This is a genomic window from Streptomyces sp. NPDC102258 (assembly GCF_055584685.1).
Map to the genome: position 1 here is coordinate 607,212 of NZ_JBVJLO010000001.1, position 21,587 is coordinate 628,798.

Here is a 21,587-nt window from a genome sequence, read left to right on the forward strand (position 1 = left end):
GGGGCGGGGCGGACGTGAGTGACGACGACCGGCTGCGCAGTCAAGAGGGTTACGAGGCGCTGCTCGCCACGATGGGACTGGACCCGGGGGGCACCTGGTGGCTGCCGGGCGTCCGCCAGATGCCCACGGCCCGCCGCCTGCTCGCGGCGGCGACCCGACGGCTCCAGGGGCCGACGCCGACGCCGACGCCGGACTGCGGCCCCACCGCCGGGACGGCCGGGCCCGGCGGCGAAGAGACCGGCGGAGAGGTCGGCCAGGAGGCCGGCGGAGAGACCGGCGGAGAGACCGGCGGAGAGGTCGGCGAGCAGCTCGGCGGAGCGGCCGCCCAACCGGCCACCCAACCGGCCGTCGAAGGAATCCTCCATGAGCCGGAAGCCGCCGCCGGGCTCATCCTCGCAGGGGGGCGCGAGTTCCTGCTGGCGTTCGAGGGGCCCCACGCCCCGCGTGGGTGCCGGGGCAGGGCCTGGCACCAGGTCCGGGTAACGGGCGGCGGCGACCCCGTCTCCGCGCTGGCCGGACTCCTGCGTGGAACGGACCCCGACCCGCGCGGGCTGATCATCGCCACCACGGACGGTGACACCGTCGCCCGGCTGGTCCCCCGCCCGGGCGCCCCGGGGCTGGCGGTCCTGACCGGGATCGGCGCGCGGATCGAGGCGGCGGCCGAGGCCGGAGCGCGGGAGAGCGAGCGGGAGGCCGCGGCAGTCTGGGACGGGTTCCTCGTGTCCCTGGCCACCGCCGGCCCCGACACCCGCCTCCGCGAGGCCTGGGCCGAGGGTCTCGCCGCGAACCCGGGCACGCCCGAACCCGTACGCCGCGCCCTGCTGTCCGTCACGCCCTGGCTGCTGTGGCGGCTCCCGCCGGACGAGCTCGTGGAGGCCGTGCTGGCGCAGCCCGATCCGAAGCTCAGGCTTCAGGCCGCCGAGATGCAGCGGTCCCTGACCCCCGCCCACTGGACCCGGCTGATCCACGCGGCCGGCGGGGAACGCGAGCGGTGGCTCCTCGCCATGCTCGCCGCAGACGGCGGGATCACCCTGGAGGAACCGGCCCGTGCGCTGCTGGTCGCCGACCCGTCCGCCCGGGTCCGGATCGAGGCCGCCCGGTTGCCGGGCCTGTCGGCCCACCAGTCCGTCGCCCTGACCGCGGATCCGGACGCCCGGGTCCGGGCGCGGGCCTGCCAGGGGGCCTGGCCCGCCCTCCCGGCGCAGCGCCGCCGGGCTCTGCTCGCCGACGAGGCCGAGGCGGTGCGGGCCGAGGCGCGGTTGCTCCACCACCAGGACGTGCCGCTCTGCCTGGAGGACTTCGCCCGCGAACCGCAGGCCGAAACGGCCGTCCGTACCTGCCGCCTCGGCCCCGACCTGGTCGAGCACCTTCTCACCGCCGGTGACGCCCGCCTGCGCGCGGCGCTCGCCGCCAACCCTCACCTCGACGCGCAGGCCATGGCCCGGCTCGCCGAGGACGCCGACGACGGCGTCCGGTACGAGGTCGCCCTGCGCGCCGACCTCACCGAGGAGCGGCTGTCCACGATCCGGGTGGACATCGACCCGTCCGGCAGGGCCCACGCCCTGCCCTGGGTCGTGGAACGCCACGAGGACCCGGAGGCCATGCGGGTGCTCGCGGCCTCCTCGCACGTCCTGGTACGCAGGAGCGTGGCCCGCGCCCGGCGGCTCCCGCCGGACGTGGTCGAACGACTGGCCTGGGATCCGGACCGGGTCGTGCAGTTGTTCCTCGCCGAGTCCTGCGACGACGCCCCGGCCGAGATGCTGTTGCGGGTGTGGACCTGGTGGACCGGCAGCCTGTCCTCCCCGGGCCGGCCCCGTACGCACCCCAACTTTCCCCGAGCGGGCCTCCTGCGGTACGCCGACGACCCCCACGGGAGGATGCGCCGGCTCGCCCTGGACGACCCCGCGTCCACCCCCGCACTGGTCGCCCGGTTCGCCCGGGACCGCGACCCGGAGGTGCGCCGGCGGGCCGCCGAGGACCCCCGCCTGCCCGTCGCCGGGGCGGCGCTGCTGGCCGAGGACCCGAGCGGCTCCGTCCGCGCGACGGTCCTCGGGGCGCGGCGCCTGCCCGCGAGCCTCCTGGCGGAGCACCTCCGCACCCCGGAGACGGCCGCCGACGCCGCCCGCAACCCGCACCTGCCCGCGTACGTCCTCACCGCCCTGGCACCGCATTGCACCGCACCGAGCCGCCACCGCCCGCCGGGCCACCCCGCTGACGACGTCCCGGCCGGTCCCCGTTGACATGGAGTGCGCTCCAACACCTAGCGTGCGGGACATACGAACTCGATCAAGGAGGCCGCACCATGACCGATGTCCCCACCCGCCACCTCGGCGCCCTGGCCGTCTCCGCCCAGGGGCTGGGCTGCATGGGCATGAGCCACGGCTACGGCGAGTCCGACGACGCGCAGTCGGTTGCGACCCTCCACCGTGCCCTCGATCTCGGGGTGACGCTCCTCGACACCGCCGACTTCTACGGCGCCGGGCACAACGAGGAGCTGATCGGGCGCGCCGTCGTCGGGCGGCGCGACGAGGTGGTGCTGGCCACCAAGTTCGGCTTCGCCCACCGCCTGGGCGAGCCGACCCGGGTCCGGGGCGACGCCGCCTACGTACGGCAGGCCTGCGAGGCGTCGTTGCGCCGGCTCGGAGTCGACCACATCGACCTCTACTACCAGCACCGCGTCGATCCGCAGGTGCCGATCGAGGAGACCGTCGGCGCGATGGCCGACCTGGTGCGGGCCGGGAAGGTCCGCCACCTCGGGCTCTCGGAGGCCTCCGCGGGCACCCTCCGGCGGGCGCACGCGGTGCACCCGATCGCCGCGCTGCAGAGCGAGTGGTCGCTGTGGACCCGCGACCTGGAGGCGGAGATCGCCCCGGTCTGCCGTGAACTGGGCATCGGGCTGGTCCCGTTCTCCCCGCTCGGGCGCGGCTTCCTGACCGGGCAGTACCGCTCGGTCGAGGCGCTGGCCGAGACGGACGTACGCCGCACCCAGCCGCGCTTCGCCGACGGCAACCTCGAACGCAACCTGGCGATCGTCGCGCGGCTGGAGGAGCTGGCGGCGGCGAAGGGCGTCACCGCCGGCCAGCTCGCCCTGGCCTGGCTCCAACGGCGGGGCGAGGACGTCGTCCCGATCCCCGGCACCCGGCGGCAGCGATACCTGGAGGAGAACCTCGCGGCCCTGACCGTCGACCTCTCCCCGGAGGACCTCGCCGCCATCGAGGCCGCCGCCCCCGCCGCGCGGGTCGCCGGAACCCGCTACGACGCGACGAACCTCACCTTCGTGAACAACTGACCCGCCGCGTCAGGCGATGCCGATGACGAACGAGGCCCGGTACCCGGCGCCGTCCGGTACCGGGGCCAGCGTCAGGTGGGCGCCCTTGGTGGTGAACCGGTCGTCCCGGGTGTTGGGGTGCTCGGGAGCCTCCCGGCCGTCGTACGGGGGGCGCGCGTAGATCGTTTTGAGCAGATCTTCGGGCAGGAACAGCTGGGAGGTGACTTCCGAGTGCGGGCCGGTGCGCACCTTGAAGTGGACGTGCGGGGCGACGTGCGCGTACCAGCCCGGCACGATGGTCCGGAACGTCAGGCGGCCCTGCGCGTCGGTGGCCTGGGTGCCGCGCAGAAAGCTCGCCCCGTCCTGCGAGTAGAGCCCCGAGGCGTCGGCCTGCCAGATGTCCACGACCGCCCCGGCCAGCGGCGCGCACCCCTTCGAGGCCCGTACGACCTGGAGGTCGAGCCGCAGCGGAACCCCTTCCCTGTCCTCCCTGACGTCGGAGCGCATCTGGCTCTCCGGCGTGTAGTACGGGCCCTCCCCGGTCTCGGCGGCGAGGACGCAGGAGGGTGACGGCCCGGAATGCCCGGGCGTCGCGGCCCGCACGGCGAGGGCCTCGCCGGCCGCCTCGGGGCCGGTGCGCCGGCCCGCGCACGCCGAGGCCAGCGCGGTGAGGGCGGTGGTTCCGGCGGCGAGCAGCAGCGTGCGCCGGGGGGAGAGCGGGGGGCGGCCGGAGGGGTCGGGGCGGGCGGGGCTGTCGGCGCCGGTCATGTCGGGCCTTTCACGAGGGGATGGGGGTCGGGGCGGGAGCCACGGACCCACCGTGACGCAACCGGCCCCCCGTCCGCCCGGACACGCCGCCGCCCCCGCCCCCGGTACCTCCCCCGGCCGAGCCGGGGCCCGGCCCCGTGGCGCGAAAGCGATCACCGCCACGCCGCCCCCGTACGCGTGATCCCTATGCTGGCGGCATGCTCGACATACCTCTTTCAGTACTCGAAGTCGCGATGGTCCAGACCGGTACCCGGGCCGCGGACACCCTGCGGGACACCACCGCCTTCGCCCAGGAGGCGGAACGGCTGGGCTACCACCGGATCTGGTATGCCGAGCACCACCACTCGCCCGCCATCGGCGCCTTCCCCCCGGTCGTGCTGACCGCCCACGCCGCCGCCACGACCTCGGCCATCCGCCTCGGATCGGGCGGGGTACTGGCCCCCAACCACGCCCCCCTCATGCTGGCGGAGCAGTTCGGCACCCTGGCCGCCCTGCACCCCGACCGCATCGACCTCGGCATCGGCCGCGGTCCCGGCACCTTCGACGAGGGCACCGCACGCGCGCTGCGCCGCGGAGCCGGGCCGACGACCGACGCCGAGTACGCGGACGACGTGGCCGCGATCCTGACCTTCCTGGTGGACGAGGTCGCGCTCGGACGCCTCCCCGAGCCGTGGCTGCTGGCCTCCAGCACCGCCGGCGCCGCGCTCGCCGCGCGACTCGGCCTGCCGGTCGCCGTCGCCCACCACATCCGCCCCGACAACACCCGCGCGGTGCTGGACCGTTACCGGGCGGACTTCACCCCGTCCCCGTGGTGCGAGCGGCCCCGCGTGCTGCTGTGCGTGGAGACGGTGTGCGCGGAGACCGAGGAGGAGGCCGCGTGGCGCATCGGGCCGATGGACGTCGTCAAGGCCGGGCTCCTCAAGGGGCTGAGCGAGAGCCCCTTCCCGACGCCCGACGAGGCGGCCGCCCACCCCTTCACGCAGGACGAGCGGCAGGCACTGGCCGCCTTCCGCGCCCAGCAGGCCGTCGGGACGCCCGACACAGTCGTACTCCGCCTCGACCGGCTCGTCCGCGAGACCGGAGCCGACGAACTGATGCTGACCACACCCGTCTACGACCTCGGCGCCCGCGTCCGCTCCCACGAGCTCGTCAAGGAGTACAAGCAGCGCTAGAACGGCCCGCCCCGGCGCCGGGCCCGCGTCAGGCCTCCGGGCCGGCCCCGCTCTCCGCCACCAGTTCGGCGATGATCTCCGTACCGAGGGCGTACGCCGGCACGCCGGTGGTGATCAGCGCGGTCTCGGCGACCCCGATGAGGTCGGCGACGGCGGCCCCGGCGTGCAGGGCCCCCCGGGCGTGCAGACGGGCCGGATCGGCCCGGCCCAGGGACAGGAGCTGGCCGAAGTGGACGAGCTGCTGCACCCGCGCGCCCAGCGGATTGCCGGTCAGCACGAGGTGACGCAGCGCCGCCAGAGCCTCCTCCGTGGCGAGCCGGTCGAAGGCCTTCGCCAGCCGCAGCCGGTCCTCCACACCGCCCGGGACGGCCCCGAGCGTGGCGCGGTAGCGGTCCCGTACGGCCTCCGTACGGGAGGCCGGGGAGGCGTCCGTCATGACGCGACCCGCGCGATCGAGGCGCGTACGGCCTCCAGGGCGCCCTCGGGGAAGTCCACGGCCCCGCCGATCGCCGCGGCCGCGATCTCCGCCTCGGCGCTCTCCTCGATCGCCACCACGAGGTGGGCGGTGGCCGCCGAGTCCGGGCCGAACACCAGCAGCCCGTGGTTGGCCAGCAGGACGGCGGCCGTCGTCGGACGCCGTTCCAGGACGTCGGCGACGCCGCGCACCGATACGTCCGACCCGCGCGGCCCCCACGGGACCACCGGGATCTCCTCGGCCTGTCCGAAGCGGAGCATCGGCTCGGTCCGGCACGGCAGCGGCTTGTGGGCCACCGCGAAGGCGGTCGCGGAGGGCGAGTGCGTGTGGATGACCGCCCCCACGCCGGGCCGGGCGCGGTAGACGGCGCTGTGCATGGTGATGATCTCGGCGCTGACGGACCGCAGCTCGCCTTCGAGGACCCGTCCGTCCATGCCGACGGTCGCCAGCTGTCCGGGCCGCAGGCCGCGGACGAACCCCGGCGTCAGCAGGAAACGTTCGCCGTCCAGGCGGGCGCTGAGGTTGGCGTGCCCGGAGTGGGCCATCACCCCCGCGGCGAACAGCGTTTCGGCGGCCGCCACCAGCTCCTCGGCCCGCTTGCTTTCCCTGTGTTCTCCGGTCATCGCACACTCTCCGAACTCGTTCGGCAGCGGACGTCCGTTCGCCGCTGCCCTCATGCGGACCACTCTTCAACTTGAACTAAGGTTCAAGTCAAGTGCCGGGCCGCGGCGGCCGGGAGCGAGAGGGAGGAGTGGGGCGTGCGCATCACCATCGGCCGGCTCGCCGAGATCACCGGGGTGCCGGCTTCCGCCATCCGCTACTGGGAACGCCACGGTCTGCTGCCGCAGCCGGAACGCCAGAGTGGCCAGCGGCGCTATCCGCCGGAGGCCGCCCAGCGCATCGTGCTGCTGCGCACGTGCCAGCAGGCGGGGCTGACGCTGGTCGAGATCCGCGAGTTCCAGCAGGACCCGTCGCGCCGGCAGGCGATGATCCGCGGCAAGGTCGCCGAGATCGAACAGCGGATGGTCGATCTCGACCACGCCCACCAGCTGATGACGCACGCCCTCCAGTGCGGTGAGGAGGACATCGTCAGGTGCCCGAAGTTCCGGGACCAGATGGCCTCGTGGCGCACGCCGGCGCCGGAGGGGGCTGAGGGCGGCTGAGGGCGGCTGAGCGGACGCCCGGGGGCCCGTATGGAGCAGGCGCCGGGAGGCGCCCCCGCCGGGCGGGTACGAGTGCACAGGCCCCCGCCGGGGCCGCGCACTCGGAACAAGGAGCTCCCATGGAGACCGTCACCCTGAACAACGGTGTCGACATGCCGGTCCTCGGCTTCGGCGTCTACCAGATCCCGCCCGCGGAAACCGAGCGCGCCGTCGGCGAAGCCCTCGCCGCCGGTTACCGGTCCCTCGACACCGCTGCCGCGTACGGCAACGAGGAGGCCGTCGGGCGCGCGATCAAGAGCAGCGGCATCCCCCGCGACGAACTGTTCGTCACCACCAAGCTCTGGATCTCCGACGCCGGCGAGGACAGGGCCAGGCGCGCCTTCGACGCCTCCCTGCGCAAGCTCGGCCTCGACCGCCTTGACCTGTACCTCATCCACCAGCCGTACGGGGACGTGTACGGCTCCTGGCGCGCCATGGAGGCGCTCCAGCGCGAGGGCCGCGTCCGCGCCATCGGGGTCTCCAACTTCCACCCGGACCGGCTGGTGGACCTGATGGACCACAACGAGATCACCCCGGCCGTCAACCAGATCGAAACCCACCCCTTCCACCAGCGCACCGCCGATCAGGAGCTCATGCGCGAGCGCGGGGTGCAGATCGAGTCGTGGGGCCCCTTCGCGGAGGGCCGCAACGGCCTCTTCACCCACCCGGTGCTGGTCCGGATCGCCGAGGCGCACGGCAAGTCGGTGGCCCAGGTCGTCCTGCGCTGGCTCGTACAGCGCGGCGTGGTCGTGATCCCCAAGTCGGTGCGGGCCGAGCGCATGGCGGAGAACCTCGACGTCTTCGATTTCCGGCTCACGTCCGACGAGATGGACGCCGTCGCCGGCCTCGACACCGGAGAGTCGCTGTTCTTCGACCACCGGGATCCGGCCATGGTCAGTCGGCTCGGCAATGTGACGCTGAACGTGTGAACGGTGACAGTCGTGACGACCCGGGAGGACCGCGCATGCGGCTGGACGAATCACAGCGGGCCTGGGCCGCGATCATCGGCGTCGTGGCCGTCATCCTCGCGAACATCGCGGCGATCGTCCTGATGAACACCGTGGGGCGGTGACCGCCACTGCGGCTGCCATGTCCCTGACCAGTCGGGATATGTTGTGCGTTCCATCGGGGGACGAACGACACACGGAGCACACGCATGACGCACACCAGCGGGCCGGAAGCGTACGGGGGCGGCTGGACCGGGGCCCCGCCGTGGGGGAGCCCGGTGCCGCCGGCACCGCAGCCGGGGGTGATACCGCTGCGGCCCCTGACGCTCGGGGACATCCTCAGCGGCTCGTTCAATACCCTGCGCCACCACTGGAAGACGGTCCTCGGCGTCGTACTCGCCGTGCAGGCCGTCGTCCTGCCGGTCATGCTCCTCGCCGTGGGCATCGCCGTAGCCCTGGTCCACCAGCACTTCGGCCCCGTCTTCGACCCGCCGTACGGCGAGACCCCGACGGCCGAGGACGTCGTACCGCTGGTCGTCGCGGCCGCAACGGTGTTCGTGCTGCTCGTCGTCCTCGGCATGCTGGGCACGGCCCTGATCGGCGCGCTCTGCCCGGCCGTCCTCAAGGAGGCCGTGGCGGGCCGCCCCACCACCTTCCGGCCGTTGTGGCGCGCCTCCCTGCGGCGGGCCCCCGCCGTGGCCGGCGCCGTGTTCCTCGGCGCCCTGCTCGCCGCCGCCCCGATGCTGCTGGTCCTGGCGGTGTGGCTGCCGCTGACGGCCGCCACGGACTCCCGGGACGGCACGATCACCCTCCTGGTTCTCCTGCCGGTGCTGCTCCTGGCCGCCGTGCCGGCGTCGGTCTGGCTCACCGTCCGCTTCAGCCTCGCCTCCGCCGCCGTGGTGATGGAGAACGCGGGTCCGGTCACCGCGCTGCGCCGCTCGGCCGCACTGGTGCGGGGCGGGTGGTGGCGGATCCTCGGCATCACCCTCGTCGGCTCGCTCATCGCGGCGGCGGTCGCCTGGGTGATCCAGCTGCCGTTCGACCTCATCGGTATGTTCGCGGTGCTCCCGGGGGTGCTGAGCGCGCCCGAGGACACCGAAGGGCTGTCCGGCGGCCTGCTCGCCGGCCTGGTGGTCTCCGGCCTCCTCACCGCCATCGGCGCCGCCATCGCCCAGGTCTTCCAGACCGGCTTCACCCAGCTGGTCAGCGCACTGCTGTACGTGGACCAGCGGATCCGGCGCGAAGGCCTGGCCCAGGCACTCCTCACGGACCTGCCCCCAACCCCCGCCCCACTGGCACAGCCCGCACCCCCGAGGCCGGACGGGCCCGCCGACGGCCGCTGACCGGGACCGTGCGGGTCACGGGGGAGGCCGCGCGCGGGGGTCGGCCGGGTACCGGGGGGCGTCTCGTCGAGGGGGAGGGGTGCGCCACGGCCCCGCACCGGCCGCGTCGAGGCGGTCGGGGCGGGGCCGTTGGGGAGCGGGTGCGGCCGGGTTCAGGTGCGGGCCGGTGTCGCGGCGCCGGGGCCGGTGGCCGGCTCGCCCAGCGACGCCGTGGGAGCCGGTACCGGTTCCGTCACCGGTGCCGGGACGGGCGCCGTCGCGGGGGCCGGTACCGGTTCGGTCGCCGGCCCGCCGGCCTCCGTACGCGGCCGCGGGTGGACCGCCTCCGCCGGGAGCTTCGGTTCCAGGCGCAGGACGCCCAGGGCCGAGATCGTCGCGCCCGCCGCGAGGACCAGCCACATCGCCGTCGGCGACAGGGTGAGCAGGGCCGTCAGCACGGCCGGGGCCAGGGCGCTGGGCACCGCCCACGAGAGCTGGTAGACCGCGAGGTGACGGCCCCGCGTCTCCTCCGGCGCGGCCTGCGCGCACAGCGCCGAGGCCGTGGCCCCGTGCATCAGCTCGCCCGCGGTGAACAGCGCCGTCGCGACGAAGACCCCGATCAGGATGACCGACTTGTCGCCCACCGCGGCGAGGACCGCGAACGCCACGAACGACGACGCGAACACCACCGCGCCCAACGCCACCGCCCGGGTGCGCCGGAAGGCGACCAGCGCCCGGGTGACCGGGATCTGCAACAGCGCGATGCCGACCGTGTTGACCGCGTACAGGACGCCCACCAGCGAGGTCGACGCCCCCAGGTCCTGGGTCACGTACGCCGGTATGCCCACCGCGAGCACCGTGTAGCCGAAGGCCGTCGGCACGTTGAGCAGGGTCAGCCCCAGGAACGGCCGGTTGCGGGCCACCAGCCGGTAGCCGCCCTTGCGGGAGACGCGGGTGGCCGGGCCGGTCGCCTTCGGGATCGGGATGGAGCCGAAGCACACGGCCGCCAGCACGTAACCGGCCGCCGCGCACAGCACGATCACGTAGTAGAACGCGTCGCTGCCGAGCGCCAGCACGGCGCCCGCGAGCAGACCGCCCACGCCCAGACCGGCGTTGCGCAGGCTGCGCTGCGCGGCGAGCAGCTTGTCGCGCTCCGTGCCCTTGACGAACTCCGCGATGAAGGACTGGATCGCGGGCGGGTACGAGGTGTCGCCGAGCGCCACCAGCAGGATCACGGCGAACATCGTGACGCCGTTGTCCACCAGCGGGTACGTGCAGAACCCCGCGGCCCGCAGCAGGTAGCCGCCGGTCACGACCGCGCGGGCGCCGAACCGGTCGATCAGGACGCCCGCCGCCGGGTTGCTGACCAGGCCGATCACGGCGGCGGCGGTCATCAGGGTGCCGACCTGGGTGAGCGGCAGCCCCGTGACGTGGTGGAAGTACAGCAGCGACAGGGGCAGGTACATGCCGGCCCCGGTGGCGTCGACCACCATGCCCAGCATGTACCGCGTCTTCGCCGACAGGCGGCCCTTCGTCATGGTGCGTCCCCGATCTCGCTGTGTGCGCGGACCCACTCCCCGAGCGCGCGCAGCCGCCGTTCGCACTCCGTGCGGTCCGGCGCCGTACCCACCGCGGCGGCGAGGAAGTCGGCGGAACCGGCGGCCGGCGCGATGACCTGGCCCACCTCGGCGTACAGCCAGAACCCGGCGAGCCACGGCTCCTCGGGCCGCGGCGGCAGCGCGCGCACCAGGCCCGGCTGCTTCATCATCAGCGCCTGGCCCGCCATGCAGCGCGGCGCCGGCAGCCCGGCCGCGCCGTCCCGCTTCGCCACGCCCTCGGGCAGGGCGTGGCCGGCTTCGACGCGCACGGCGTACTCGCCGAGGTGCACGCCGAACAGGGCGTCGAACACCTCGCGGATCTTGGCGCCGCCCGACCGGCAGGCGCTCTCGCACAGCACCAGACGGTCGTCCGGCGTGTGGAAGACCTCCATGTGGAAGGCGTAGTCGCGCAGCCGGGAGCCCTCGGGGGCCAGCGCGCCGAGGACCTCCTCGGCGAGAGTGAGCAGCCGCGGCGTCAGCGGGTCGTCCACGTCGAGCGTGAGGTCGATGCGCGGGCCCGGGTCGGAACCGAAGGAGGCCAGGTCGTACTGGTACTGCGAGGGCCAGGCCAGCGCCACGCGCCCGTCCACCACCAGACCGTCGACATGGCACATGCGGCCCGGAACGAACGCCTCCAGCAGCACGTCGTCCCGCTCGCCCGCGCCGTACACCTCCGTCAGGCACTCCTCGAAGGAGTCCGCGTCCCGCAGGATGCGCAGGCCGACGGAGTTGAAGCCGTGGCGGTGCTTGAAGACGACCGGGAAGTCCTGCTCGGCGACGAACGCGCGGGCCTCGTCGGCGGTCCGCGCCTGCGCCCAGGCGGCGGTCTCGATGCCCGCCTCCTGCGCGCGCGTCTTCATCAGCGCCTTGTCGCGGAACGGCAGCACGTCGTCGTACCAGGCACCCGGCAGCCCGAGCCGCTCGCGCAGCCGCGCGGCCCGCAGCGTGTCCGCCTCGTGCAGGGCGGTCACGGCCGTGATGCCGTGCTCGGCGACGAGTTCGAGGGCGCGGGCATCGACCTCGTCGGCGTCGAAGTCGTCGAAGACCTCCAGCCGGGTGTAGTCGAGGGGACCGTCGGGCACCTTCTCCCCGGCCAGCTCGATCTTGCCGCGGTCGGCGAGGACGACGATGTCGCCGGTGTGCTCCGGCAGCCAGGACCGGTACGGGAACGGCCCCAGCGGATTGCGGTGCAGAACCAGCAGGTTCGCGGGCCGCTCCACCTCCGCCGGCTCCGCCAGGACGGTCGTGCCGTCGGGCCGGGCGAGGGTGATCCGCAGGTGCTCCCGTATCACCTGGGCCCCGTGCCGTATCGCGTCGGTGGCGTCGGCGCCCGCGACGGCGATCAGGCCGAGCCGGTCCCAGTTGTCCTTGAGCGCCCGCACCTCGTCACCGGGCTTGGCACTGACGCGTACGTCGATGACACCCTCGGCGGCGCGCGCCTCCTCGATCCCGGCGACGGACTCCACCCGGGTGCCCGGCGCGCCGACCAGGGTGCGCACGCAGGCGCCCCCGTGCGCGAGCGGCCGGTCGGGCAGCTCCTCGGCCAGGCCGAAGGGGTGCGCGAGCGCCAGCGTGCTCAGGTCGACCCCGTACGCGCTGCGCACCAGCTCCGGGATGGCGTCGCCGGCGATCCGGTTGTGGCCCTCGATCACGCGCGGGCCCTTGGCGGTCAGGCGCACCTCGGTGTGGCACACGCCGTCGCGCATGCCCATCACGTCGAGGAAGCCGCGCACCGCGTCCCGTACCGCGTCCTCGTCGGCCGCGGACAGCCGGGCCGGGACCGCGTGGCCCAGCTCGGCGAAGTGGCCGTCGGAGGTGAACTTCTCCGTGATCGTGACGACCACGTGGCGCCCGGCGAAGCTGAACGACTCGACGCTGAACTCGGGTCCGTCCAGGAACTCCTCCATCAGGAAGTCCTTCAGGACGAACAGCGAGGACACCCGGTCGGTACGGGTCCCGGAGAGCCGGGCCACCTCGTCCCAGACCCGGGTGGCGTCCGCCGGCCCCTCCACCCGCTGGACGCCGATGCTCGCGGTCGCGTCGACGGGCTTGACGATGAACGGGTAGCCGTACGAGGCGCCGAAGGCGTCCAGGTCCTCGCGGGCCAGCAGGGACTGGGCGCCCACCGCGTGCTCGGGGTCGTGCTCGGCGACGTGGCGCCGCATCGCGGCCTTGTCCCGGATCCGGGCGGTGACCTCGTAGCCGGTGCCGCCGAGACCGAACAGGTCGTTGATCCGGCCCGCGGCCTCCAGGCCCGGCTCGGTCAGGGAGGTGGCCGCGGCGAAACCGGGGCTCTCGTGCCAGGCCCGCACCAGGGGCTCGACCAGCGCCCAGTCCGTGTAGTCCACGACCTCCACGGCCGCCACGAGCCGGTTCTGCTCCTCGCTCACCTTGGTCGGGTGCTGGAGCAACAGCACGCTCAGCCCAAGGTCGTGGGCCTTCCGCACGGTCTCGTCGGTCGCACCGACGAGCACCAGCGTGCGCTCGGGGTTCATTCGCTCTCATCTCCCCCTGCGTCAGCAGGGAACTCTGGCTCGTACTGGGTGGTGGTCGGGAAGCATTCGAAGGGGTGGCCGCACGGCCGCAGGGCGGGCGCGGGGCCCCGGGGGCGCGCCCGGGGGGCCGTGTCGGCGGGGGAGTGGGAAGCGGCGTCGCGTACGGGCGCCCGCGCGTCGGCGGCGCGGGGGAGCGCGGAGCGTACGGGTCCGGCGGCGAGCACCGCGGCCGGACCGGCGAGGGGGGCCGCGACGGCGGCGCGGGCGACGAGGAACTGCTTCATTTCCTCCTCCTCGCGTGCGGTCGTGCCATCGGTGTTCGAAACGTATCCGAGTGACCCGGCGCCCCGTTGGTGCCGTACTCGAACGGCACTTGAGCGCCGGGCGGAGTGCACGCCGGTGCCTGAGGGCGAGCCGTCCCCCCGGTGGTGGCGCGGCGCGGCCCGGCGGGGGCGGACGTCGTGTGTGCGCCAAACGGCCGGGCCATCGCCCGGCCGGGAGTGTGCACCCGGCCCATGCCTCCGGTACGGTCCGTGTGCTGCCCGTATACGGTGTGTGATCTTCCTTCACGGGATCCCCGCAGCGCCTGCGCGAGAGGGACACTTCCGGCCGATTCCCGTCCGGGGCGTGCCCCGCGGGGCAGACGGCGTACGGGTGTTCTGTCTAGCCTCCCGGCCCATGAGATCACCTCTGACGGGCCGTCTGGGCCTCGCCGCCGTCCTCGCCTTCGTCCTCGCCGTGTTCGGCCTCGCCCCCGCCGCGAGCGCCGACCCGGCGCCGGCCGCGCTGACGTTCAGCACGAGCAGTGCCACGACCACCCCGGGCGGCTCGGTGCAGCTGTCGATGACGCTCACCAACAACAAGAGCTACGACGTCTGGTTCGTCTACCAGACGATCGACCCCACCTGGCTGACCAACCAGCGCCCCGACCTGAAGTACGGCTTCACCGGCTGCTCCGTCGCCACCGCCACCGGCCCCGCCGCCTGTTCCGGCACCGGTCCCGCCAACCTCGGCGGGAACTACGGCGCCACCATCCCGCCCGGCCAGAGCCGGACCGTCACGCTGACCCTCCAGGTCGCGGCCGACTCCGGCTGCAACGGCAACATCGGCTTCTACAGCTACTACTACGCGGAGTTCAGCGACAGCAGCAACGCCACCGGCGGCCCGGTGTACACCCCCGAGACGCGTGTGCTCTGCGCCTGACCGGCCCTCCGGCCACCGCCTCGAAAGCCATGGCTTGAAATAGCCGTAGGCCGGTCATCCGCATGGTCTCGACCATTGGCGTCCGGCCTACGGACCGGCCCGTTCCGCCCGCACTTCCGCCCGGGGCCCGGACCAGCGCGCATGCACCGCGCGCTGCCGGGCCCCGCCCGCACCGCCGCGTCCGGCCCGTACCGGACCCACCAACACCCCGGTTGCGCGCCCCCGTTGTGCGCCTGCTCTTTTCCGCCGGTTTCCGCGAGACCATCACAAACGCTACACAGAGACATCACGATGTGACCCGACGGATGCGTCGACGACCGGCTTCTGAGGGGGCGCCGGCGTCGCGCAAGGGGTGGGTCCGCTCCACGGGAGCCGCGCTCACCCCTGCCTTGGGAGGGGACTTCACCGCATGAAGCGGACCATTCGCACCGCCCTGCTCACGGTGGGCACGCTGATCACCGCGCTCGGCTTACCGGCCGGGACGGCCCACGCCGACACCCCCGCACCCCGCACCGACCTGCGGGTGCTGGTCGTGACCGACGGCGGCCCGGCCACCGCGGCCATCGCGGCCGAACTGGACTCGGCCGGAACGCCGTACACCACGGTCGACCTCACCCGAGGGGGACGGCCCACCATCGACGCCTCCTTCCTCGCGGACACCGTCGACGGCCGGCCCCGCGCCAAGTACCAGGCCGTCGTCCTGCCCAACGACAACCCCTTCACGGCCGGTTCGGCCGAAATGGCGGCCCTGAGCGCCTACGAGCAGACCTACGGCATTCCGCAGGTCGACGCCTACACCTACTCCCGGCCCCAGGTCGGCCTCCAGTACTTCGCCGCCGGCGGCTACGCGGGCAGCCTCGACGGAGTGGCGGCCGCGGTCACCGCCGCCGGCGGCACGGGCCCGTTCGACTACCTCGACGGCGCCGTCCCCTTCGAGGACACCTCGCCCACCGTCGGCGAGAGCTACGCCTACCTCGCGCAGCCCGCGCCCGGCGCCGACTTCACCCCGTACGTCGACGCCCCCATACCCGGCACGTCGCGCAGGGGCTCGCTCATCGGCGAGTACCGGCACGACGGGCGGCGTGAACTCGTCGTCACCTTCGTCTACAACCAGTACCAGCAGCAGTTCCGCCTGCTGGCCCGCGGCATCGTCGAGTGGATGACCGGCGGCGTGCACCTGGGCGCCACCCGCAACTACTTCTCCGTGCACGTCGACGACGTCTTCGCCGCCGACGACCGCTGGGACAGCGTGCTCAACTGCACGCCCGGCGACGTGGACTGCGCGAACGGCGCCGGCACCCCGAACCCGATCCGGATGTCCGCCGCGGACGCCACCTACGCCGCCGACTGGCAGAGCGCCCACCACTTCACCCTCGACATGGTCTACAACGGGGCCGGCAGCCTGGACCAGCGCGAGGACAACGGCGGGGCCGACGCCCTCGGCGACACCCTGATCGCCCAGCGCGACCGCTTCCGCTGGATCAACCACACGTACACGCACGCCTACCTCGGCTGCGTGCAGGACGTCAGCGCGGTGCCCTGGAAGTGCGCCACCAACCCGGGCGGCTCCACCACCTGGGTCAGCCGCACCGCCATCAGCGACGAGATCGCCCTCAACCGCGTCTGGGGCCAGAGCGCCGGACTGCCGCTCCAGAACGACGAGCTGGTCACCGGCGAGCACTCGGGCATGAAGGTCCTCCCGCAGCAGCCGCAGGACAACCCCAACCTGGCGCCCGCCCTCGCCGACAACGGCGTCAAATGGCTCGCCTCGGACAACTCCCGCGACCCCGACCAGCGCCCCGTCGGCCCGGCCGCCACCGTCGCCCGCTACCCGGTCAACGTCTTCTACAACGCGGGCAGGGCCGCCGAGCAGACCGACGAGTACAACTGGCTCTACACCCGCCGCTCCCAGGGCGGCAGCGGCGTCTGCGAGGACCACGCCGACACCACCACCTGCCTGCCCGCACCGCTCGACACGGCCACCGGGTACGCCGGCCACATCGTGCCGCAGGAAGTGCGCACCGCCCTGGGCCACGTCCTCGGCAACGACCCCAAGCCGCACTTCATCCACCAGTCGAACCTGGCCGAGGAGCGCATCGCCTACCCCGTCCTCGACGGGGTCCTCGACGGCTACGCCGCCCTCTTCGCGGACAACACCCCCGTGGAGAACCTCCGGATGAGGGACGCCGGCACCGAACTCCAGCGCCGCGCCGCCTGGAAGACCGCCGTGGGCAACGGCCAGGTCACCGCGTACCGCATCGGTGACACCGTCACCGTCCAGGCCCCGAACGGCCTCGCGGTCCCCGCGACCCTCCTCGCCGGCAGCACGCGGGGCACCGCCGCCTTCGGCAGCCCGTACGCAGGCCACCTCTCCGGCTGGACCGCCTCCGCCGGGACGCCGCTCGCCTTCACCCTCCCGGCAGCGCCCGCGACGGCCTCCGCCGGCAGCGGCGGGCAGCACGGCCCGGCCCCCTTCGCCCGGCCGGCCACGCGGACCGCTCCCGCCCCGCGCACGTACGTCCCGGCGGCCGTGCGCGAGACCGGCCCCGCGACCCACCGGGGCTGACCGGCGTACCCGAGTCCCGGCCGCCCCTTGCGCGGCCGGGACGGCCAGGCCGTCCGACACCTGCCACCCCACATTCCGGCCGTGGAGCTCACCCATGCACGTTCACCACGGCGCGAGACGCTCCGGCGCGACGCGCGTCACCCTGCTCACCGAAGGCACCTACCCGCACAGTCACGGCGGCGTCAGCGTCTGGTGCGACCAGCTCGTCCAGGGCATGCCCGACCTCGACTTCGACGTCATCGCCGTCACCGGCACCGGCCGCGAACCCCTGGCCTGGGACCTCCCCGCGCACGTCCGCCACGTGCGCTCGGTCCCCATGTGGGGGGCTCCGCCCGAGGGCCGGCGCCCCCGCGGCCGCGCAGAACGCAGGCTGGCCGAGGCGTACGAACGCTTCCTCACGGCGCTGCTCGACCCGCGCGCCGAGGCCGGGTTCGCCCCGGCGCTCTACGCGATGGCCCGCGCCGCCGCCGACGGGGAACTCAGCCCCTTCCTGCGCGGCAACCGGGCCATCTCCCTCCTCGCCGCCGTGTGGAACCGTCCGGGGCTGGCCGTCCGCGCGTCCCGGCCGACACTGCGCGACGCGCTCACCGCCACCTCCCTGCTGGAACACGCCCTGCGCCCGCTCGCCACGCCGCCGCCACGGGACGGCGTCGCACACGCGGTCAGCGGCGGCGTCGCCGTCCTGCCCGGACTGGCCGGCCTGGAACAGTACGACGTACCGCTGCTGCTCACCGAACACGGCGTCTACCTGCGCGAGCGCTACATCGGCTACCGCACCGCGCCCTACCGCTGGCCCGTGAAGGCCCTCGTCCTCGGCTTCTTCCGGCTCCTCGCCGAGGAGACCTACCGGCGGGCCGCCCTGATCACCCCCGGCAACCGCTACAACCGGCTCTGGGAGGAAGAGGGCGGCGCCGCACCGGAGTCCATACGTACGGTCTACAACGGCGTCGACCCCGCCGCGTTCCCCCCGGCCGGCCCTGAGCCGCAGGTCCCGACGCTCAGCTGGGCCGGCCGGGTCGACCCGATCAAGGACCTGGAGACGCTGATCCGTGCCTTCGACCTGGTCAGACGGCGGGTGCCGGAGGCCCGGCTGCGGCTGTTCGGCGGCACCCCGCGCGGCGGGGAGGCGTACCGGGAGCGGTGCGAGGCACTGGCCCGCGAGCTCGGACACGGCGACGCCGTCGTCTTCGAGGGCCGCGTCGACGACATCAAGGACGCCTACGCGGCGGGCAACGTCGTGATGCTCTCCAGCATCAGCGAGGGCTTCCCCTTCACGCTCATCGAGGCCATGTCGTGCGGCCGGGCGACGGTGTCCACCGATGTGGGCGGCGTACGGGAGGCCGTCGGCGAAGCGGGGCTCGTGGTGCCGCCGCGCGACCCGGCCGCGATGGCCGCCGCCGCCCTGGAACTGCTGGCCGACGCCCCGCGGCGGGCCGAGATGGGCGCGGCGGCCCGGCTGCGGGTGATCGAGCAGTTCACGCTGCGGCAGACCATCGACACCTTCCGGTCGATCTACCTGGAACTGCCGTCCCTCGCCCGCGCGTCGGCCACCGGACCCCGCATCGCGGCGCCCGCCGAAACCCGGGCGACGACCCGGCCCGCATCCCGGCCCGACACCGCCACCCCGACCACCCGCCCGGCATCGGCATCGGCACCGGCTCTCGTGGTCGCGGGGCCGCATGTGGTGGGAGCCGGGTCGGCGCTCGTGGCGGCGGGGCCGCACTCGGCTGGTGGCCGGCCGGGCCGGGCGGCCGGGGTGGCGGAACCGGGTGCCGCACATCCCCTGCGGGGGGTTGCGGAGCCGCATGGAGCGGGAGCCGGGGCTGCGGCCGTGCGGCCGGGTGGCGCCGGCTCCGCCCAGGACCCCGGTGCCGCAGGGCCCGGCGCCGACGCCGCCGTCCCCGTCCGGGGGCGAGCGCGACGGCCCGTGCCCTCCTGGGCCAAGCCGGACGGGCCCGGCCCCGACGAGGCCACGGCGGGCACGAGCACGGGGAGCCTCGCCGGATGAGCGGCCCCATCGACCTCGAACCGCCCGACGGCCGCGAGGACACCCTGATGCTGCGGCTGGCCGTGCCCAAACGGCCCACCACACGCCGGCGCCGCTCCGGCGACCACGTCACCCTCGCCCTGCGCCTGCCCGAACCGGACGGCGCAGACCCGGCCACCACCCTCACCCTGCGCCTGCCCGGCCCCGGCCCCCTGCACTACGGGGAGGCCGTCAACCAGCTGGCCGCCGAGATGGCCGACCGCGTCGGACCCGCCGTCCACCCCTACGAAGTGGCCGCGCTGCTGGAGGCGGACGGCCTGTCCGCCGACACCATCCGCCGCGGCTACGGCCACCCCGACATCTTCTCCCTCGCCGCCGCGCTCTACGAACGGGTGCCCCGCGTCTTCCCCGAGCCCGCCCCGGGAGCCGACCCCTGGCGCCCCGACCACCTGCGCTGCCTGCTGCGCGGCGTCCTGTTCGCGCTGCCCGCCCTCGCCTACCTGCTCACCGCCCCCCTGTGGCATCCCGGCGAGCACGCCGCCGGGATCGTCACCGCGGGCGTCGTCTCCTGGGCCTGGGGCCAGGCCCTCGGCCACCGCGCCTACCTGTGGATGGTCGTGGGCCGCCGCGAGGCCGCCCGCACCCTGCTGCGGGGGGCCCCGCTCGGCGCCGCCCTCGCGACCGCGGCCGCCGCCGTCGCCGCCCCGGACCCGGCGATGACCGGCATCGCGGCCGCGCAGTCGCTCTACCTGGCCGCCGCGGGCGTACTGCTCGTCCTGGGCCGGGAAACGCTGCTGCTGGCCGCCCTCTCCCCGCTCGTCGCGGGCACCGCCGTCCTGCCCTGGTGGTCACCCGGCCCGCCGCTGCGCGTCGGTCTCGTCTTCCTCGCCCTGACCGCCACCCTCGCCGTCGCCGCCCGCACCCTGCGCACCGAGTACGCCGCCCCGCCCGCCGCCGGCGGGGCCGCCGGGCCCCGGCCGGCGCGCTCCGTCCCGTACGGCCTGTTCGGGCTGGCCGCCGCCCTGCTGGTGCTGCTGGCGGGCCGCCGGGAACCGTACGCGGTGATCGTGCTCACCGTGAGCATGGGGCCCGCCGAATGGCTGCTCTACCGCTTCCGCGGCCTGTCGGCCACCGCGCTCGGCCGCTCCGCGACCCCCGCGGCCTTCCGGCTGCGGGCCACCGGCGTGCTCGCCCTGTGCCTGCTCGCCTACACCCTCCCGCTGCTGCCCGCCGCCCTGCTGACCGGGGCGGGCCCGGCCACCCTGCCGCTGCTCGCCGCCACCCTGTGGACCGCCCTGCTGCTCCAGGCCTTCGCCGTCGCCTGGACCCCGGCCCTGATCTGCCTCACGGCCGCGGGCACCGCCGGCGCGCTCACCCTGTTCGGCCCGCCGCCGGGGCCGTCGGTCCTGCCGCTGTGCTGCGGCGCCGCCGCGCTGTGCCTGATCGGCGCCACGCTGCGGCTCCTCGGCCGCCCCGCCCCGCACGCCTGACGCCCCGCCGCACCCGCACCCGTATCCGTACGCACGCACCACCCACCGAAAGGAGAGGTCGGTTGACCTCCGCACCGCTCGCCGCCGTCACCGGAGCCGAAGGCTTCATCGGCTCCCACCTCGCCGAGTCCCTCGTCGCCCGCGGCTACCGGGTCAGGGCCATGGCCCAGTACAACTCCTTCTCCTCCTACGGCTGGCTGGAGACCCTCGCCCCCGACGTCCTGGACCAGGTGGAGATCGTCCTCGGCGACGTCCGCGACCCCGGCTCGGTCCGCGGCCTGCTCGACGGCGCCGACTGCGCCTACCACCTGGCCGCCCTCATCGCGATCCCGTACTCCTACCGGGCCCCGCACAGCTACGTCGACACCAACGTCACCGGCACCCTCAACGTCCTGGAGGCGGTCCGCGCCCTCGGCACGCCCCGCCTGGTGCACACCTCCACCAGCGAGACGTACGGGACCGCGCGGACCGTGCCGATCACCGAGGACCACCCCATCAACACGCAGTCTCCGTACGCCGCTTCCAAGGCCGGCGGCGACCGGCTCGCCGACAGCTACCACGCGAGCTTCGCCACCCCCGTGGTCACCCTGCGCCCCTTCAACACCTTCGGGCCGCGCCAGTCGATGCGCGCCGTCATCCCCACCGTCATCGGCCAGGTGGCGGCCGGGGAACGCGTCATCACCCTCGGAGACCTGCGCCCCACCCGGGACTTCAGCTACGTCAAGGACACCGCCGCCGCCTTCCTCGCCGTCGGCACCGCCCCCGCCGAACAGGTTGTCGGCCGCACCTTCAACTCCGGTACGGGCACGGAGATCTCGGTCGGCGACCTCGTCGCGCTCATCGGCAAGGTGATGGACGCCCCGATCGACGTGCGCGAGGACGCCGAGCGGCTGCGGCCGGCCGCCTCAGAGGTGATGCGCCTCGTCGCCGACGCGAGCCGGCTCACCGCCGCGACCGGCTGGGAGCCCGCGCACAGCCTGGAACAGGGCCTGGCCCGCACCGTCGAGTTCTTCCGCGACCCGGCCCACCTGGCCCGCTACAAGACCGGCATCTACAACGTCTGACACCGTCCGCCAACCCCACCCCCCGCTCAC

16 protein-coding genes and 1 pseudogene are annotated in these 21,587 nt (G+C 74.5%); 11 read left to right on the forward strand and 6 right to left on the reverse strand.

Features of this window, described 5'->3' with window-relative positions:
• Positions 1 to 14 precede the first annotated feature (14 nt).
• Together ACZ6ZT_RS02820 and ACZ6ZT_RS02825 are read left to right on the forward strand one after the other, a co-directional pair.
• Entirely contained in the window at positions 15 to 2,240 is a 2,226-nt protein-coding gene (locus tag ACZ6ZT_RS02820; RefSeq protein ID WP_469714868.1) for a PE-PGRS family protein, read from the forward strand.
• 62 nt (positions 2,241 to 2,302) lie between these two features.
• On the forward strand, positions 2,303 to 3,289 hold the full coding sequence (locus ACZ6ZT_RS02825) for an aldo/keto reductase (RefSeq protein ID WP_469714869.1): 987 nt from the start codon (positions 2,303 to 2,305) through the stop codon (positions 3,287 to 3,289).
• 9 nt (positions 3,290 to 3,298) lie between these two features.
• Here the strand turns inward: ACZ6ZT_RS02825 and ACZ6ZT_RS02830 are convergent, their stop codons facing one another.
• Positions 3,299 to 4,036, reverse strand: coding sequence for a dioxygenase family protein (locus ACZ6ZT_RS02830; protein ID WP_469714871.1), 738 nt, complete (start codon positions 4,034 to 4,036; stop codon positions 3,299 to 3,301).
• 197 nt (positions 4,037 to 4,233) lie between these two features.
• Between ACZ6ZT_RS02830 and ACZ6ZT_RS02835 the strand changes: the two genes are divergently transcribed.
• Complete coding sequence (locus tag ACZ6ZT_RS02835) at positions 4,234 to 5,208, forward strand: LLM class flavin-dependent oxidoreductase (protein ID WP_469714873.1); 975 nt, start codon at positions 4,234 to 4,236, stop codon at positions 5,206 to 5,208.
• 28 nt (positions 5,209 to 5,236) lie between these two features.
• On the opposite strand, the gene ACZ6ZT_RS02840 is transcribed toward ACZ6ZT_RS02835, so the two are convergent.
• Entirely contained in the window at positions 5,237 to 5,644 is a 408-nt protein-coding gene (locus tag ACZ6ZT_RS02840; protein WP_469714874.1) for a carboxymuconolactone decarboxylase family protein, read from the reverse strand.
• Positions 5,641 to 6,306, reverse strand: coding sequence for a class II aldolase/adducin family protein (locus ACZ6ZT_RS02845; RefSeq protein ID WP_469714876.1), 666 nt, complete (start codon positions 6,304 to 6,306; stop codon positions 5,641 to 5,643). The genes ACZ6ZT_RS02840 and ACZ6ZT_RS02845 overlap by 4 nt, the downstream gene beginning before the upstream one ends.
• A gap of 135 nt (positions 6,307 to 6,441) precedes the next feature.
• On the opposite strand from ACZ6ZT_RS02845, the gene ACZ6ZT_RS02850 reads away from it, so the two are divergent.
• The 3 genes from ACZ6ZT_RS02850 to ACZ6ZT_RS02860 all read left to right on the forward strand — a co-directional run bounded on the left by ACZ6ZT_RS02850 (position 6,442) and on the right by ACZ6ZT_RS02860 (position 9,175).
• Positions 6,442 to 6,846, forward strand: a complete 405-nt coding sequence (locus ACZ6ZT_RS02850) for a MerR family transcriptional regulator (protein WP_469714878.1) — start codon at positions 6,442 to 6,444, stop codon at positions 6,844 to 6,846.
• A gap of 119 nt (positions 6,847 to 6,965) precedes the next feature.
• Positions 6,966 to 7,814 carry an aldo/keto reductase gene (locus ACZ6ZT_RS02855; protein ID WP_469714880.1) on the forward strand — a complete coding sequence of 283 codons (849 nt, stop codon included), beginning with the start codon at positions 6,966 to 6,968 and terminating at the stop codon, positions 7,812 to 7,814.
• A gap of 227 nt (positions 7,815 to 8,041) precedes the next feature.
• Positions 8,042 to 9,175, forward strand: a complete 1,134-nt coding sequence (locus tag ACZ6ZT_RS02860) for a DUF7847 domain-containing protein (RefSeq protein WP_469714882.1) — start codon at positions 8,042 to 8,044, stop codon at positions 9,173 to 9,175.
• A gap of 152 nt (positions 9,176 to 9,327) precedes the next feature.
• On the opposite strand, the gene ACZ6ZT_RS02865 is transcribed toward ACZ6ZT_RS02860, so the two are convergent.
• From ACZ6ZT_RS02865 to ACZ6ZT_RS02875, 3 genes are read right to left on the reverse strand one after another with little or no spacing between them, the layout of a single operon-like run.
• The gene (locus ACZ6ZT_RS02865; protein ID WP_469714883.1) at positions 9,328 to 10,692 is read right to left on the reverse strand and encodes an MFS transporter; all 1,365 of its coding nucleotides are present in this window, start codon (positions 10,690 to 10,692) and stop codon (positions 9,328 to 9,330) included.
• Positions 10,689 to 13,247, reverse strand: a complete 2,559-nt coding sequence (locus tag ACZ6ZT_RS02870) for an ATP-grasp domain-containing protein (RefSeq protein ID WP_469714884.1) — start codon at positions 13,245 to 13,247, stop codon at positions 10,689 to 10,691. Before ACZ6ZT_RS02870 ends, ACZ6ZT_RS02865 begins: the two co-directional genes overlap by 4 nt.
• Positions 13,244 to 13,531: a hypothetical protein gene (locus ACZ6ZT_RS02875; RefSeq protein WP_469714885.1), complete on the reverse strand. Its 288-nt coding sequence runs from the start codon at positions 13,529 to 13,531 to the stop codon at positions 13,244 to 13,246. The genes ACZ6ZT_RS02870 and ACZ6ZT_RS02875 overlap by 4 nt, the downstream gene beginning before the upstream one ends.
• 394 nt (positions 13,532 to 13,925) lie before the next feature.
• On the opposite strand from ACZ6ZT_RS02875, the gene ACZ6ZT_RS02880 reads away from it, so the two are divergent.
• The 5 genes and pseudogenes from ACZ6ZT_RS02880 (at position 13,926) to ACZ6ZT_RS02900 (ending at position 21,557) form a co-directional block, all read left to right on the forward strand.
• Complete coding sequence (locus tag ACZ6ZT_RS02880) at positions 13,926 to 14,450, forward strand: hypothetical protein (protein ID WP_469714887.1); 525 nt, start codon at positions 13,926 to 13,928, stop codon at positions 14,448 to 14,450.
• A 409-nt stretch (positions 14,451 to 14,859) separates the two neighbouring features.
• Positions 14,860 to 17,016, forward strand: coding sequence for a hypothetical protein (locus ACZ6ZT_RS02885; protein WP_469714888.1), 2,157 nt, complete (start codon positions 14,860 to 14,862; stop codon positions 17,014 to 17,016).
• Positions 17,017 to 17,110: 94 nt separating this feature from the next.
• A pseudogene (gene pelF, locus ACZ6ZT_RS02890) lies at positions 17,111 to 18,643 on the forward strand (GT4 family glycosyltransferase PelF); the annotation flags it as partial.
• A 377-nt stretch (positions 18,644 to 19,020) separates the two neighbouring features.
• A complete protein-coding gene (locus ACZ6ZT_RS02895; RefSeq protein WP_469714890.1) occupies positions 19,021 to 20,493 on the forward strand; it encodes a hypothetical protein in 1,473 nt (490 codons plus the stop codon).
• A 62-nt stretch (positions 20,494 to 20,555) separates the two neighbouring features.
• On the forward strand, positions 20,556 to 21,557 hold the full coding sequence (locus tag ACZ6ZT_RS02900; RefSeq protein ID WP_469714892.1) for a GDP-mannose 4,6-dehydratase: 1,002 nt from the start codon (positions 20,556 to 20,558) through the stop codon (positions 21,555 to 21,557).
• Positions 21,558 to 21,587 lie beyond the last annotated feature (30 nt).

Excerpts from the sequence above, each read along its gene's own strand:
- ACZ6ZT_RS02835 (WP_469714873.1), top strand. The coding sequence starts at position 4,234 with ATGCTCGACATACCTCTTTCAGTACTCGAAGTCGCGATGGTCCAGACC.
- ACZ6ZT_RS02855 (WP_469714880.1), top strand. The coding sequence starts at position 6,966 with ATGGAGACCGTCACCCTGAACAACGGTGTCGACATGCCGGTCCTCGGC.
- ACZ6ZT_RS02845 (WP_469714876.1), bottom strand. The coding sequence starts at position 6,306 with ATGACCGGAGAACACAGGGAAAGCAAGCGGGCCGAGGAGCTGGTGGCG.
- ACZ6ZT_RS02885 (WP_469714888.1), top strand. The coding sequence starts at position 14,860 with ATGAAGCGGACCATTCGCACCGCCCTGCTCACGGTGGGCACGCTGATC.
- ACZ6ZT_RS02860 (WP_469714882.1), top strand. The coding sequence starts at position 8,042 with ATGACGCACACCAGCGGGCCGGAAGCGTACGGGGGCGGCTGGACCGGG.
- ACZ6ZT_RS02880 (WP_469714887.1), top strand. The coding sequence starts at position 13,926 with ATGAGATCACCTCTGACGGGCCGTCTGGGCCTCGCCGCCGTCCTCGCC.
- ACZ6ZT_RS02895 (WP_469714890.1), top strand. The coding sequence starts at position 19,021 with ATGAGCGGCCCCATCGACCTCGAACCGCCCGACGGCCGCGAGGACACC.
- ACZ6ZT_RS02875 (WP_469714885.1), bottom strand. The coding sequence starts at position 13,531 with ATGAAGCAGTTCCTCGTCGCCCGCGCCGCCGTCGCGGCCCCCCTCGCC.
- ACZ6ZT_RS02870 (WP_469714884.1), bottom strand. The coding sequence starts at position 13,247 with ATGAACCCCGAGCGCACGCTGGTGCTCGTCGGTGCGACCGACGAGACC.
- ACZ6ZT_RS02830 (WP_469714871.1), bottom strand. The coding sequence starts at position 4,036 with ATGACCGGCGCCGACAGCCCCGCCCGCCCCGACCCCTCCGGCCGCCCC.
- ACZ6ZT_RS02840 (WP_469714874.1), bottom strand. The coding sequence starts at position 5,644 with ATGACGGACGCCTCCCCGGCCTCCCGTACGGAGGCCGTACGGGACCGC.
- ACZ6ZT_RS02865 (WP_469714883.1), bottom strand. The coding sequence starts at position 10,692 with ATGACGAAGGGCCGCCTGTCGGCGAAGACGCGGTACATGCTGGGCATG.
- ACZ6ZT_RS02825 (WP_469714869.1), top strand. The coding sequence starts at position 2,303 with ATGACCGATGTCCCCACCCGCCACCTCGGCGCCCTGGCCGTCTCCGCC.